Genomic DNA, 13,925 nt, shown 5'->3' on the forward strand with positions numbered 1-13,925 from the left:
GGCCCGGACGGACAGACCGTTAGTCGGCTAACAGGCCATTCCGACCATGATGGCAATGTGCTGACTTCAGATTTATGGCAGCCGGGTCTAGAGTTACGCACAGATTTCAGCCGAAGCCCGGCATTGGTGTCTTAAGAGAAGCAGCATGGATTGCGCGCAACCTCAGTCACACGATAGCGGCTCAGTACTGCTGGTCGTTGACGATTATCCGGAAAACCTGATCAGCATGCGGGCCTTGCTGGCCCGCCAGGACTGGCAAGTACTCACCGCGAGCTCGGGGACGGAAGCCCTGAGCGCGCTGCTCGAACATGAAGTGGACCTGGTGCTGCTCGATGTGCAGATGCCGGGCATGGACGGTTTCGAGGTTGCCCGCCTGATGCGCGGTAGCCAGCGTACGCGGTTGACGCCGATCATCTTCCTCACCGCCAACGAACAGTCCCAGGCTGCCGTGCTCAAGGGCTACGCCAGTGGTGCGGTGGATTACCTGTTCAAGCCCTTCGATCCGCAAATCCTCAAGCCCAAGGTTCAGGCCCTGCTCGAGCAGCAGCGCAACCGGCGCTCACTGCAGCGCTTGAGCCGCGACCTGGAAGCGGCGCGGGCGTTCAACGCCTCGGTGCTCAACAATGCCGCCGAAGGCATCCTGGTGGTGGGCGAAAAGGGTGAGATCAGCTTTGCCAACCCGGCCATTTCGCAATTGCTCCAAGCCCCGGTCGAGCTGCTGCAAGGCGCCAACCTGCTGGATTTCGTGCAGTCGCCGGGGATGACCTTGTGGGCCGAATCGGCGTTCTACCAGGCCTACCTGGAGCGGCAGATCTTCCGTATCCACGATGCCCTGCTGCGTACTGCCGGCGGCCAGCCGGTGCCGGTAGCGCTGTCGTGCTCGCCATTGACCGACGGTCAGCGCGCCATGGTGGTGACGGTGCTGGACATGTCGGTGGTGCGCCACCTGCACCAGCAACTGGAGTTTCAGGCGGTTACCGACCCCTTGACCGGGCTGCTCAACCGCCGTGGCTTCTACCAGGCCGCTGAAAGCGCCTTGGTGCGCAACGAACGCAGCGACAAGACCCAGGCGCTGATGTACCTGGACCTGGACGGTTTCAAACGTATCAATGATTTTCTCGGCCATGAGGCCGGTGACCGGGTGCTGCATTGGGTCGCCGAGCAGCTCAAGGATTGCCTGGGCGCCAATGCGATCCTGGCGCGCATGGGCGGCGATGAGTTCACCGCCTTGTTCGATGCCCTGGAATACCCCGAGCAGGCGGCGCGTTTCGCCGAGGGGGTGATCGAGCGCATGTCGATCTGCCAGCAGATAGAGGGCATGGAAGTGACCCTCGGCGTGAGCATCGGCATTGCCACCTACCCCGATTGCGGCGCCAACCTCGACGGCCTGCTGCGCGCGGCCGACGCTGCGATGTATGCGGCCAAGCAGGCCGGGCGCCAGCAGTATCGCTACTACGACCAGGACCTCAATGGCCGGGCGCGCTCGCGGCTGATGCTCGAAGACTCGGTGCGCAGCGCCATCGAGCACAAGGATTTCAGCCTGGTCTACCAGCCCCAGGTGGCATTTGCCGACGGCCGTCTACGCGGCTTCGAGGCGCTGCTGCGTTGGCAGCACCCCAGTGTCGGCGACGTGCCGCCGGGGTTGTTCCTGCCCTTGCTGGAAGAGGCGCGGCTGATTTCGCGCCTGGCCAGCTGGATATACGCCCAGGGCGCGGCGCAGCGGCGTGACTGGCAGGAATGCTTCGAGCCGACACTGGTGCTGGGCATTAGCCTCAGCCGCGTGCAGTTCGCCATGCCCAACCTGGCCGAGGAACTGGGCCGGGTGATCGCCATCCAGGGCCTTGATCCGGCGCAGTTGGAAGTCGAGGTGGCCGAGACGTCGTTGATGGTCAATAACGACGTGGCTTTGAAACAGTTGCACAAGTTGCGCGAGCTGGGCGTGCGCATCGCCCTCGACGATTTTGGTGCGGGCGATTGTTCGCTGCGGCTGCTGCGCGACCTGCCAATCGACACGCTTAAACTCGACCGCCACCTGGTCGCACGCTTGCCCGGCTCGCAAGCGGACGCGGCGCTGGTGCGTTGCGTCATCGACCTGTGTCGCCAGTATGCAATCAGCGTGATCGCCGAAGGTGTCGAAACCCTCGAGCAGGCGCACTGGCTGCAGGCCAACGGCTGCGAATATGTGCAGGGCTTTTTGGTGGCGCGACCGATGACGGCCAGTGATGCCGGGGTGTTTCCGGGCTTTTTTGCCTGGCAGCAGCTGTAGTTGGGTACACTGGCGCCTTTACCGTCAGCCGTTTTGCCCATGACCGTGCTCAAGTACCTGCAAGCCTATCCGCCCGCCCTGCAAGACCAGGTCCGCCAGTTGATTGCCAGCAATTGCCTGGGCGACTACTTGCAGCAGCGCTACCCGGACCGGCACGCGGTACAAAGCGACAAGGCGCTGTACAGCTATGCCCAGGCGCTCAAGCAGGAGCACCTGCGCAACGCGCCGAACCTCGACAAGGTGCTGTTCGACAACCGCCTTGACCTCACCCACCGCGCGCTCGGCCTGCACACGGCGGTGTCGCGGGTGCAGGGCGGCAAGCTCAAGGCCAAGAAGGAAATCCGCATCGCTTCGTTGTTCAAGGAGGCGGCGCCGCAGTTTCTGAAGATGATCGTGGTGCACGAACTGGCGCACCTGAAAGAGTCCGATCACAACAAGGCGTTCTACCAGCTCTGTGAATATATGCAGCCGGGCTACCATCAACTGGAATTCGACCTGCGCGTTTACCTGACCTACCGCGAGCTGCCCGCCAGCCTGTAGGCCCTGAGGATTTGCCAATGGAAGTGAGCAAGACCAAGAGCAGTTTCTACCGCCGGCTGTATGTCGCCTGGCTGATCGACAGCCAGACTGCCAGCACCGTCCCGGCCTTGATGGAAGCCACCGGCATGCCGCGGCGCACCGCCCAGGACACCATTGCCGCCCTGGCCGACCTGGACATCGTCTGTGAGTTCGAGCAGCAGGCAGGGGCGCGCAATCATGCCGGGCACTACCGGATTCGCGACTGGGGGGCGATCGACAAGCAGTGGATCACCCAGCATTTGCGCGGTATTCGTGAAGTGCTGGGCTATCCCTGAAGGCCCCATCGCGGGTCAATCCCGCTCTTACATAATTGTGGGAGCGGCGGTGCGGCGACCCGACTTGACCCCGCGATGTTGCTAGTCCCGCCGCATACCAATGTGTGGGATATCGTCTTCCAGATACTCCTCTCCCGCCACCTTGAAACCATGGCGTGCATAGTAGCCCTGCAAGTGCGCCTGGGCTGACAGGTACACCGGCACTTCAGGCCAGTAATGCTCTGCGTACTTGAGCCCATGCTCCATCAGTTCATGGCCCAGTCCACGACCACGTGCCTCGGGGGCGATCAGCACCCGGCCTATGACCACGTCACCGCCCTGGGACTGTGGATCGAGCAAACGCAGGTACGCCAGCAACTGGTCACCTTCCCAGGCCATCAGGTGGCAGGTGTCGCCTTCCAGGTCCTGGCCATCGACTTCCTGGTAGGCACATTTCTGTTCGACCACGAACACTTCGGTACGCAGTCGCAGAATGGCATAGAGTTGTTCCTTGCCAATGTCACTGTGGTGTTTGCAGATCCAGTCGATGGCCATGGGCGTCTCTCAAGCGGTTGATAGTCCTGATCATGGCAGACTGCGCGGCGAGGGTCTAATTGCGCCAGGTCAATACAGGCTCGAAGTCGACCGGAATAGAGGCCATTTGATATCATTTGCCTCTGCCCGATTACTTCTTCTTTGTGTAACCTGCGATGGCTGATAGGCACTGAACATTCTCAAGCAGTTGAAATCAACGGCGCGAACCAGGGGTTCGCTAAAGGATTTGAGCATGCGGCCATTGCTTCGAGTCTTGGCTTCAATGGGAATACTGCTACTGCTGAGCACATCGGCGCAGGCCACCCGGCTGCGGCTGGTGGCCGACAGCTGGCCACCGTTCACCGATGCCAGCATGGCCAACGGCGGCCTGGCCACGGCCATCGTCACCACCGCCCTGACCCGTGCCGGCTATACCAGCCAGTACGAGCAGGTGCCCTGGGCCCGGGCGCTGCTGGGGGTGGGGGAAGGCCGCTACGATGTGCTGGTCAACGCTTGGTACAACGACTCGCGTACACAAATTGGCCAGTTCTCCGCCAGCTACCTGACCAACCGTATTCGGCTGCTCAAGCGCAAAGGCGATGCGCTGCGCTTCAATGCCTTGAGCGACCTCCATCCGTTCCCAGTCGCCGTGGTACGCGATTACGCCTACTCGCCCGAGTTCGACAGTGACGCCCAATTGCAGAAGGTTCCGGTGCGCAGTTTTTCCGTTGCTGTCGGCATGCTCGCCGCCGGGCGTGTACGCCTGGCGCTGGAGGATGAGTTCGTTGCCGGTTATTACCTCAAGCGCGAACCGAAAGAAGTGCGTGAGGCGGTGGAGTTCTTCGACAAGCCGGTCAGCGAGAACAGCCTGCATATCCTCGTCAGCCTGAAGAATCCCGAGCACCAGCAGATCGTCGCCGGCTTCGACCGCGCCATTGCCCAGATGAAAGCCGATGGCAGTTATGCCCGGCTGCTCAAGCAGCACGGCCTGTAATCAGGCAGGCGCGCTGTCCTTGATCAGGTGTGCGGCGAGGGTGCGCAGTGGCGCCAGTTGCCGGCAGATCAGCGCCAGCTGGGTTTGCACCAGGCGCTGGTTTTCGTCGAGCTCTTCGGGCATCTGCTCAAGCTCATTGGCCAGGGCCTCTTCGGCATCACTGTGGATCGCTACCGGCAACTTGCTGGCCAGGCCTTCGGCGATTTCATCCAGGCTGCTGGCCAGGCTGGCCCCGGCGCCATCGATCAACTGCTGGCGAACCTCGGCATCCAGGGCCGTGTCGCGGTGCGCGCCGAGGCCCGACAGATAACTGAGCAGGGTGTGCGACAGCACCAAAAAACGGAAACCGACGTCGGCCTCCTTACGAAAATGCCCCGGCTCCATGAGCATGTTGGCCAGGGTGGTCGACAACGCTGCGTCGGCGTTGTGGGCGTTGCGCCGGGCCAGGCGGTAGGCGAGGTCGTCGCTCTTGCCCTGGGCGTACTGCTGCATGATCTGGCGCAGGTAGGTGCTGTTGCAGCTCAAGGTGTTGGCCAGCACCTTGTTCAGGCGCCGGCCCTGCCAGTCCGGGAGGAACAGGAATACGGCGAGGATGGCGATCAGGCTGCCCACCAGGGTATCGAACAGGCGCGGCAGGAACAGCCCGTAGCCATCGCCGATCTGGTTGAAGCAGAACAGCACCATCAGGGTGATCGCTGCGGTTGCCAGGGTGTAGCGGGTGGTGCGGTTGACGAAGAACACCACCCCGGCGGCCACGGCGAACAGTGACTGGATGATCGGGCTGGGGAACAGGTCGAACAACGCCCAGCCGACGGTCAGGCCGATGCCCGTACCGATGATCCGTTGCACCAGCTTGCGCCGCGTGGCGCCGTAGTTGGGCTGGCAGACGAACAGGGTGGTGAGGATGATCCAGTAGCCCTGGGTCGGGTGAATCAGGTGCACCATGCCATAGCCGATCGACAGCGCCAGAGGCAGGCGCAGGGCGTGGCGAAACAGCAGCGAAGTCGGCGTCAGTTGCTGGCGCAGGCGGCTCCAGACGTCCTTGAAATTGCGCGGCGAGCGGTCGAGCAGGCTGCTGTCGCTGGCATCGGCAAGGTTGTCGGGGTTGCTGGCATCGCTGAGCAGGCGGTCGAGGGTCGCCAGGTTTGCCGCCAGCGCCCGCAGCGAACGCAGCAGGCCACGCCAGGCCGGGTTGCTCTGGATGCGCAGGTGTTCGAGCGAGGCGTGCAGGTCTTCCAGGGCCTGGGCGAAGCTGGTGTCGTAGGTGAACGGCTGGCGCAGCTGGATGGATTCGGACAACTGCTGGCACGCAACGCCCTGCTGGCGCAGCAGACGCTGGCAGCGGAACAGCACGTCGCTGTGGAAAAAGGCTTCGGTCAGGGCGTTGTAGGGGTAGTGCGAAGAACTGGCACGCTCATGGATGTCCTGGGCCAGGAAGTACAGCTTCAGGTAGCGGCTGACCTTCGAGCCAGGCCGGCCATTGCCGACCCGGTGCAGGATGATCTCCTTGGCCGCATTCAGTGCGGCCACCACCCGGCCGTTCTGCTGCGCCAGTTCCAGGCGCCGGGCTTCGACATCCAGCTGGCGGATCGGCTCGAACAGGGTGGCCTTGAGCTTGAGGTAGCGACCCAGCTCGCGGAACAGCCGGGCCAGGCTCTGCTGCACCGGCTGGTTGGAAAACAGCGCCTGCCATAGCACTGAAAGCAGGCCGTACCAGGCGGCGCCGGCCACCAACAGCAACGGCTCGTGCCAGAAGTCAGTGACTTCGCCGCCGCGCTGGTCGACGCCGATCATGGTGTACACCGACAAAATCAGCGTCGCCGAGGCAATCGCGCCGTAGCGCTCGCCGAGCGCACCGAGCATGGTCAGGGCAAAGCTGGCCAGGGCCAGGGCGCAGCCGAAGATGATCGGGTAGGGGAACAGCAACTCCACCGACAGCGCGGCAACCGTGAAGCACACCAGGGTCACCGCCAGGGCATTCAGGCGCCCCTGCCAGCTGTCGTCGGTCTCGGCCAGGGCGCTGGCGATAATCCCCAGAAACAGCGGGATCAGCAGGCTCATCTCGTCCTTGTACCAGCACAGCAGCATGCTGCCGGTCAGGGCGATGAGAACGCGGATGGCGTAGCTGAACTTGTCCAGGGCCCAGAGGCGGCGCAACGATTGGCTGAACGAGGAAGATGACATGTCGGGTCGGCAGGCCTTGGGCGATGATCGAAATTGAGCCAGTCAGATGGCAGCGGTGTTACCGCCGCCATCTGACCAGCAAAATTTGTTCCTTGATGCGCTGATTCTACCGCGAAGGTTAGACGAACTGCGCGGCCGCGTAAGCCGAGGCCCAGGCCCACTGGAAGTTGAAGCCGCCCAGGTGGCCACTGACGTCGAGCACTTCACCGATAAAGTACAGCCCCGGGCTTTTCAGCGACTCCATGGTTTTCGACGAAACCTCGCGGGTATCGACGCCGCCCAGGGTTACCTCGGCGGTGCGGTAGCCCTCGGTACCGGCCGGCACCACCTGCCAGGCCCCGAGCTTGTCGCTGACCTGGGCCAGTTCCGCCGGGGTGTACTGCTTCATCGGTTTGGAGACGAACCAGTGCTCGGCCAGCAGGTTGGCCATCTTCTTGGTGAAGATCTCGCCGAGCAGGGTCTTGAGCTCGCTGTTGGGGCGCTCGGCTTGCTGCTGTTGCAGCCAGCTCAGGGCGTCGTGCTCGGGCAGCAGGTTGATCTCAACCGTGTCGCCGGCCTGCCAGAACGAAGAAATCTGCAGGATCGCCGGGCCGCTCAGGCCGCGGTGGGTAAACAGCAGGTTTTCGCGGAAGCTGCTGGCGTTGCAGCTGGCCACGCAATCCACCGAGGTGCCCGACAGTTCAGTGCAGATCGCCTTGAGCTGCGGCTCGGTGATGGTGAACGGCACCAGGCCGGCACGGGTCGGCAGCAGGGTGTGACCGAACTGGCGGGCCACCTGGTAGCCGAAGCCGGTGGCGCCCAGGGTCGGGATCGACAGGCCGCCGGTGGCGATGACCAGCGACTGGCACTGGAACTGGCCGGCGCTGGTTTCCAGCAGGTAGCCGCTGTCGAGTTTTTCGATTTGCTCGATGCGGGTTTCCATGCGCAGCTCGGCGCCAGCGTTGTCGCACTCGTCCAGAAGCATGCCGAGGATGTCGCTGGACTTGTTATCGCAGAACAGCTGGCCGAGCTTTTTCTCGTGGTAGGGCACGCCGTGCTTGCCGACCATCTCGATGAAGTCCCACTGGGTGTAGCGGGCCAGGGCCGATTTGCAGAAGTGCGGGTTGTGCGAGAGGAAATTGCTCGGCTCGGTGTACATGTTGGTGAAGTTGCAGCGGCCACCGCCGGACATGAGGATCTTCTTGCCCGGTTTGTTGGCGTGGTCGAGCAGCAGCACCTGACGGCCGCGTTTGGCGGCGCTCAGGGCGCACATCAGGCCGGCGGCGCCAGCGCCGATGATGATCACTTCGGTGGAACGCACTGCAAAATCCTCGAGAATTCGGTGGTGAAGCGATCGCGGGGCAAGCCCGCTCCTACAGGGAGGGTGTGTAGGAGCGGGCTTGCCCCGCGAAAAAAGTAATCAGACGATCCGCACCCGCAACGAGCGGCCCTTGATCTTGCCGCTGTTGAGCCGCTGCAGCGCCTGTTTGGCCACCGCGCGCTCGACGGCGACGAAGGCCTGGAAGTCGAAGATGGCAATCTTGCCGACCTGGGTGCCCGGCAGTCCGGCATCGCCGGTCAAGGCGCCAAGAATGTCGCCAGGGCGCAGCTTGTCCTTGCGCCCGGCAGCGATGCACAGGGTGCTCATGGTCGGCAGCAGCGGTGCACCATTCTGGGCCTTGAGGCTGTCCAGCTGTTCCCAGCGCAGGGCGGCCTTCTGCATGTCTTCGATGGCCTGGGCGCGATGGCCTTCGGCCGGGGCCACCAGGCTCACCGCCAGGCCTTTCTCACCGGCACGACCGGTACGGCCGACACGGTGCACGTGGATCTCGGCATCGCGGGCCAGCTCGACGTTGATGACCATGTCCAGGGCGTCGATATCCAGGCCGCGGGCGGCGACGTCAGTGGCCACCAGCACCGACAGGCTGCGGTTGGCGAACAGGGTCAGGACCTGGTCGCGGTCACGCTGCTCCAGGTCGCCATGCAGGGCCTGGGCGGCGATACCCTTGGCCTGCAGGTGCTCGACCAGCTCCTGGCACTGCTGCTTGGTGAAGCAGAACGCTACGCACGACTGCGGGCGGAAATGCCCGAGCAGCTTGCTCACCGCGTCCATGCGCTGTTCCGGGGTGATCTCGTAGAAGCGCTGCTCGATCTGGCTGTCGGCGTGCTGCGACTCGACCTTGACGGTTTGCGGGTCGCGCATGAAGGCCGAGGCCAGTTGCTTGATGCCGGCCGGGTAGGTGGCGGAGAACAGCAGGGTCTGGCGGCGCTTCGGGGTCTGGCCGATGATGTCGGCGATGGCGTCGTAGAAGCCCATGTCGAGCATGCGGTCGGCTTCATCGAGCACCAGGGTGTTGAGGCCATCGAGCACCAGGGTGCCTTTGCTCAGGTGCTGCTGCACGCGGCCCGGGGTGCCGACGATGATGTGCGCGCCGTGCTCCAGCGAAGCGATCTGCGGGCCCAGGGACACGCCACCGCAGAGGGTCAGAATCTTGATGTTGTCTTCGCTGCGGGCCAGGCGACGCAGCTCTTTGGCCACCTGGTCGGCCAGTTCGCGGGTCGGGCACAGCACCAGCGCCTGGCACCCGAAGTAACGCGGGTTGAGCGGGTTGAGCAGGCCGATGCCGAAGGCGGCGGTCTTGCCGCTGCCGGTCTTGGCCTGGGCGATCAGGTCCATGCCCTTGAGCATCACCGGCAGGCTTTGGGCCTGGATCGGGGTCATCTGGGCGTAGCCGAGGGCGTCCAGGTTGGCCAGCATGGCGGCGGACAGCGGCAAAGTGGCGAAGGCGGTGGCAATGGTGGTCACGAGACGGGCCTGCAAAACAAAATGTCGCGCAGTGTACCAGCCTCATGGCCTTTAGCCCTAAGGCTCGATCTCCGGTTCCGGACGAGGGGCACGCCTTCCGTCCGCCCTGGACAGCTGCATGAAGATCGCCGCCGCCAGCATGGCCATCAGGCCGATGGTCACAAAGGTCAGCTGGAACGCCCCGAGGGTGCTCTCGACGCCTTCGGCACTGCCCGCTGCGGTAAAACCGCCAAGCAGGGCGCCGGCACAGGCCACACCGAGGCTCAGCGACAATTGCGCGACCACCGACAGCAGGCTGTTGCCGCTGCTGGCGCTGTTGTCGTCGAGATCGATCAGGGTCACGGTGTTCATCGCTGTGAACTGCATCGAGTTGACCGCACCCAGCAAGCCCAGTTGCAACAGCAACAGGGCGTAGGGCGTCTGTTCGTCGACCAGCCCCAGGCTTGCCAGCAGCAGGCCCAGCAGCAGGGTATTGCCGGTGAGAATGTTGCGGTAGCCGAAGCGTTCGATCAGTGGCCTGGCAATCGACTTGGCGACCATCGCCGCCGCAGCCAGGGGGATCATGCTCATGCCGGCCTGGGACGGTGAGTAACCCAGCGCCACTTGCAGCAACAGCGGCACCAGGAACGGCAGGGCGCCGCTGCCCAGGCGGGCAAACAGGTTGCCGAGGATACCCACTGAAAAGGTCCGGGTGCGGAACAGTTTTGGCGAAAACAGCGGGTTGTCGACGCTGCCGGCGCGCAGCCAGTAGGCGGCCAGGCAGGCCATGCCGGCAAACAGCAGCAGCATTACCCGCAGGTGCGGCAGGTGCAGCTCGCCCAGGCCTTCCATGGCAATGGTGATCAACACCATTGCCGCGCCGAACAGCACGAAGCCGATGCCGTCGAAGCGGGTACGCTCAGAGCCGCGCAGGTCGGGGATGAACTTCCACACCGCATAACAGCCGATGGCGCCAACCGGCAGGTTGAGCAGGAAAATCCAGTGCCAGCTGAGAATTTCCACCAGCCAGCCGCCCATGGTCGGGCCCAGCAACGGCCCGAGCAGGCCGGGGATGGTGATGAAGCTCATGATCCGCACCAGCTCCGAGCGCGGATAGGCACGCAGCACCACCAGGCGCCCGACCGGCAGCATCAAGGCACCGCCCAGGCCCTGGATCACCCGTGCCGCTACCAGCATGCCGAGGCTGCTGGCCAGGGCGCAGAGCAGCGAACCTAGGCTGAACAGGAGGATGGCGCCGAAGAAGATGCGCTTGGTGCCAAAGCGGTCTGCAATCCAGCCCGAGGCCGGGATCAGCAGGGCCACGGTGAGCATGTAGGCGATGATCACCGACTGCATGCGCAGCGGGTCTTCGGCCAGGTCGCGGGCCATGGCCGGCAGGGCGGTGTTGAGGATGGTGCCGTCGAGCGACTGCATGAAAAAGGCGATGGCCACCACCCAGGGAATCCAGCGGGCGGTGGTCGGGTCCAGCGGGGCGCGGTTGGGCATGGGTTGGTGTGCAGTCCTTGAGGGCCTCATCGCGGGTCTGTGGCAGCGGGCTTGACCCGCGATGGGCTAATTACAGTGTCAACGTCAGGCGTTTGACCAACGCTCCCGGCAAATGGCTCGAACTGGTCTGGCGCTGGCCGTAGGTGCTGGTCGACAGAATCAGCTCGCGTTCGGTCGTCAATGCCTCCAGTTGCGAACCCAGCAAACTGTAGACGCTGTCGTCAAAGCGCATGGTGCTCACCGGCGCCTGGATCTCGCCGTTCTCGACCCAGAAGGTGGCGAAGCGGGTCAGGCCGGTCATGCGCGCAGCGGGCAGGTCCGAGTAGTTCAGGTACCAGAGGTTGCTGATGTACAGGCCGGTGCCCAGGCGGGCGAGGACTTCGCTCTGCGCAAGCTCGCCGCCGGCCATGCTCAGCGCGCATGGCGACTCGTAGCTATCGGCACCGTTGGCCGCCAGTTCGAACTCGGCGGCGCTACGGGCGCAGATCAGCCGATCGTGGGCCCGGCCCTGGTCAATCAGGCGCAGGTCGCTGCGCACCAGGCCTTCGTCCGAAAACGACGGGCTCAGCGAGCCGCTGACCTGCTCGCTTATCTGGACCAACGGGCTCAGGCTGGCATCGGCGCTGTACAGGCGTTGCAGCGGGCTGTTCTTGGTGGCGATGGCCTGGGCCGAGAAGCCGCCCCAGCAGAGCATGCCCATGATCTCGTCCAGCGCTGCCGGTGCCAGGTAGGCGCGGTACTGACCGGGGGCGAGCTTTTTCAGCGGGCGGCCGAGGTAGTCGAGCTGTTCGCGGGCCTGCTGCAGGCGCAGGGCGAAGGCTTCGCCGTCCCAGGACTGGCCGGCATAGTTGGCTTTGACCGCCTCGCCGTTGCTGTGGAACAGGCTCCAGTCGAAGTTGAAACTGTTGGCCTGGTGCCAGCCAAAGGCCCCGAACGAGCTGGCAAAACCCCGGCAGATCGGGCCCGCGGCGTAGATGCCAACCAGGTCCAGATCACCCGCGCCTTGCTCGATCTGCGCCAGCACCGCAGCGCTGTCTGGCAGCGCTTGATCCTGCACGCTATGGCTGTGCCAGGCGCTGTCATTGAGTTGCAGGTAAGGGTCGGGCTCAAGCAGCGGCAGGGTCTGGCGCAGTTGCTCCAGGGCTTGTTGCAGGCGCAGCTGATCGACCTCGGCGTCGTTGCCGAGGGTGAACTGCAGCTCGGCCTGGCGCCCGTCGGCGACCAGCTTGAGCACGCAACTGGCCTGTTGCACTTCGCCGGCCTGGCGCACCCTGGCGTGGTTGAAGCGGATGAACTGCGAGTGCTCGCCGCTGTAGCTCAAGGTGAAATGCTCTGGCGCGCACACCGCGTCGCGCAGGCTGGCGACCAGGTGCTGGAAACTTTGCAGTGGGGTGGCAGCCATCAGGCGTCTCCTCCGAATACGTCGATCTGGCTGAATACGCAGGCGGGGGAGGCGTGGCCCACGCGTACCACCTGGTTGGGCTCGCCCTTGCCGCAGTTTGGCGTGCCCAGTACCTGTAAGGTGCTGGCGTCACCGACGGCGCTGAGATTGCCCCAGAACCGGGCGGAGATGCCGCGGTAGTTGGGATTCTTGACCACGCCCTTGAGCTCGCCGTTTTCGATCAGTTGGCCCCATTCGCAGCCGAACTGGAACTTGTTGCGCGCATCATCAATCGACCACGAGCGGTTGGTGCGCATCAGGATGCCCTGCTCGATACCGCCGATCAGTTGCGCCAGGGTCTTGTCCCCCGGCTCGATGTTGAGGTTGGCCATGCGGTCGATCGGTGCGCGGTTCCAGCCGCAGGCGCGGCTGTTGGCCACCCCTTCAAGGCCGGAACGGAACTGCGACAGGGCACCACCGAGCGGGCGGACCAGCAAACCGTCCTTGATCAGGTACTGCTTGTGCGCAGCGCTGCCGTCATCGTCGTGGCTGTAGCTGGCAAGCTCTTCGCGGATCGACGGGTCGAAGGTCACGTTGAGCAATTTCGAGCCGTACTGCAGGCTGCCGAAGTCGCTGGCTTTGACAAAGCTGGTGCCGGCGTAATTACGCTCGTCGCCGAGGATGCGGTCCATTTCCAGCGGGTGGCCGATCGATTCGTGGATCTGCAGCATCATCTGGTCGGGCATCAACAGCAGGTCGCGCACACCACTGGGGGTGTTCGGCGCCAGCAGCAGTTGCAGGGCCTGCTCGGCGACTTTGGCCCCGGCACCAACCAGGCCGCAACGCTCGATCACATCGAGGCCGCCCTGCTGGCCGAAGTTTTCCCGGCCCAGGGTGCGGGTCTGGCTGTCCTGGCCGTCGAAGGCGGTGGTGCTGAAACCCGGGTAGATAAAGCGCTGGGCCTGGCGCAGTTCAGCGCCGGCGGTGTTCAGGTAGATCTGCTCGATAGTGCTGATGCCAAGGCTTGCCTGCCAGTTCACCAGGCGGCTGTCGTCCGGCACGCTGGCAGATTCCTGGGCAAGCAGGGCGTAGCAGTCGGCCAGGGACGGGAAGGCTTGCTCAAGGTTGGGCGAGCAGTAATCGGCGCGGCCTGTGGCCAGCGGTTGCTCGCGCAGGTCGAGCAGGGCGCGCCCGGCGATTTGCCGGGCCAGTGCCTCAGCTTGCTCCAAGGCACGCTGCAAGCCGGCTTGCGAGAGGTCGGCGGTGGCGGCGTAGGTTTCCACGCCATGGACGCGCACGGTGAGCATCGCGCCTTCGTCGCGGCTGAGAAACGGCGGCTCGGCGATATTCTTGCGCACCGACAGGTGTTGCTGGCTTTGTTGCACATAACGCAGGGAGAAAAATTCGCCACTGCTGCGCAGGGCGGCGAAGCGCTGGCGCAGCAATGCGGTCAACTCGAACAT

Annotated in this window: 11 protein-coding genes; 4 read left to right on the forward strand and 7 right to left on the reverse strand. The window is 64.1% G+C overall.

What is annotated here, in order from left to right; all coding sequences use genetic code 11:
• The first annotated feature begins 145 nt into the window (after positions 1-145).
• Genes LOY37_RS02130 through LOY37_RS02140 form a run of 3 tightly spaced genes read left to right on the forward strand, consistent with a single transcriptional unit; the run spans position 146 to position 3,120 of the window.
• The gene (locus LOY37_RS02130; RefSeq protein WP_258716218.1) at positions 146-2,266 is read left to right on the forward strand and encodes a bifunctional diguanylate cyclase/phosphodiesterase; all 2,121 of its coding nucleotides are present in this window, start codon (positions 146-148) and stop codon (positions 2,264-2,266) included.
• A gap of 39 nt (positions 2,267-2,305) precedes the next feature.
• Entirely contained in the window at positions 2,306-2,806 is a 501-nt protein-coding gene (locus LOY37_RS02135; protein WP_258716219.1) for a M48 family metallopeptidase, read from the forward strand.
• Positions 2,807-2,823: 17 nt separating this feature from the next.
• On the forward strand, positions 2,824-3,120 hold the full coding sequence (locus LOY37_RS02140; protein ID WP_093376863.1) for a helix-turn-helix domain-containing protein: 297 nt from the start codon (positions 2,824-2,826) through the stop codon (positions 3,118-3,120).
• 81 nt (positions 3,121-3,201) lie between these two features.
• Here the strand turns inward: LOY37_RS02140 and LOY37_RS02145 are convergent, their stop codons facing one another.
• Positions 3,202-3,654 (reverse strand): GNAT family N-acetyltransferase, encoded by a 453-nt coding sequence (locus LOY37_RS02145; protein WP_093376860.1) that lies wholly within the window; start codon positions 3,652-3,654, stop codon positions 3,202-3,204.
• Between the two features lie 232 nt (positions 3,655-3,886).
• On the opposite strand from LOY37_RS02145, the gene LOY37_RS02150 reads away from it, so the two are divergent.
• Positions 3,887-4,627, forward strand: a complete 741-nt coding sequence (locus LOY37_RS02150) for an ABC transporter substrate-binding protein (protein ID WP_093376858.1) — start codon at positions 3,887-3,889, stop codon at positions 4,625-4,627.
• On the opposite strand, the gene yccS is transcribed toward LOY37_RS02150, so the two are convergent.
• The 6 genes from yccS to LOY37_RS02180 form a co-directional block, all read right to left on the reverse strand.
• Positions 4,628-6,811, reverse strand: a complete 2,184-nt coding sequence (gene yccS, locus LOY37_RS02155) for a YccS family putative transporter (RefSeq protein WP_093376854.1) — start codon at positions 6,809-6,811, stop codon at positions 4,628-4,630.
• A 118-nt stretch (positions 6,812-6,929) separates the two neighbouring features.
• Positions 6,930-8,111, reverse strand: coding sequence for an NAD(P)/FAD-dependent oxidoreductase (locus tag LOY37_RS02160; protein WP_258716220.1), 1,182 nt, complete (start codon positions 8,109-8,111; stop codon positions 6,930-6,932).
• 99 nt (positions 8,112-8,210) lie between these two features.
• Positions 8,211-9,548: an ATP-dependent RNA helicase DbpA gene (gene dbpA, locus LOY37_RS02165; RefSeq protein ID WP_249744453.1), complete on the reverse strand. Its 1,338-nt coding sequence runs from the start codon at positions 9,546-9,548 to the stop codon at positions 8,211-8,213.
• A gap of 105 nt (positions 9,549-9,653) precedes the next feature.
• Positions 9,654-11,111 carry a multidrug transporter subunit MdtD gene (gene mdtD, locus LOY37_RS02170; protein WP_258609045.1) on the reverse strand — a complete coding sequence of 486 codons (1,458 nt, stop codon included), beginning with the start codon at positions 11,109-11,111 and terminating at the stop codon, positions 9,654-9,656.
• 40 nt (positions 11,112-11,151) lie between these two features.
• Positions 11,152-12,483 carry a TldD/PmbA family protein gene (locus tag LOY37_RS02175; RefSeq protein WP_258716221.1) on the reverse strand — a complete coding sequence of 444 codons (1,332 nt, stop codon included), beginning with the start codon at positions 12,481-12,483 and terminating at the stop codon, positions 11,152-11,154.
• Positions 12,483-13,925 carry a TldD/PmbA family protein gene (locus LOY37_RS02180; protein WP_093376844.1) on the reverse strand — a complete coding sequence of 481 codons (1,443 nt, stop codon included), beginning with the start codon at positions 13,923-13,925 and terminating at the stop codon, positions 12,483-12,485. Before LOY37_RS02180 ends, LOY37_RS02175 begins: the two co-directional genes overlap by 1 nt.

Source organism: Pseudomonas sp. B21-012 (assembly GCF_024749305.1).
Lineage (GTDB): Bacteria > Pseudomonadota > Gammaproteobacteria > Pseudomonadales > Pseudomonadaceae > Aquipseudomonas.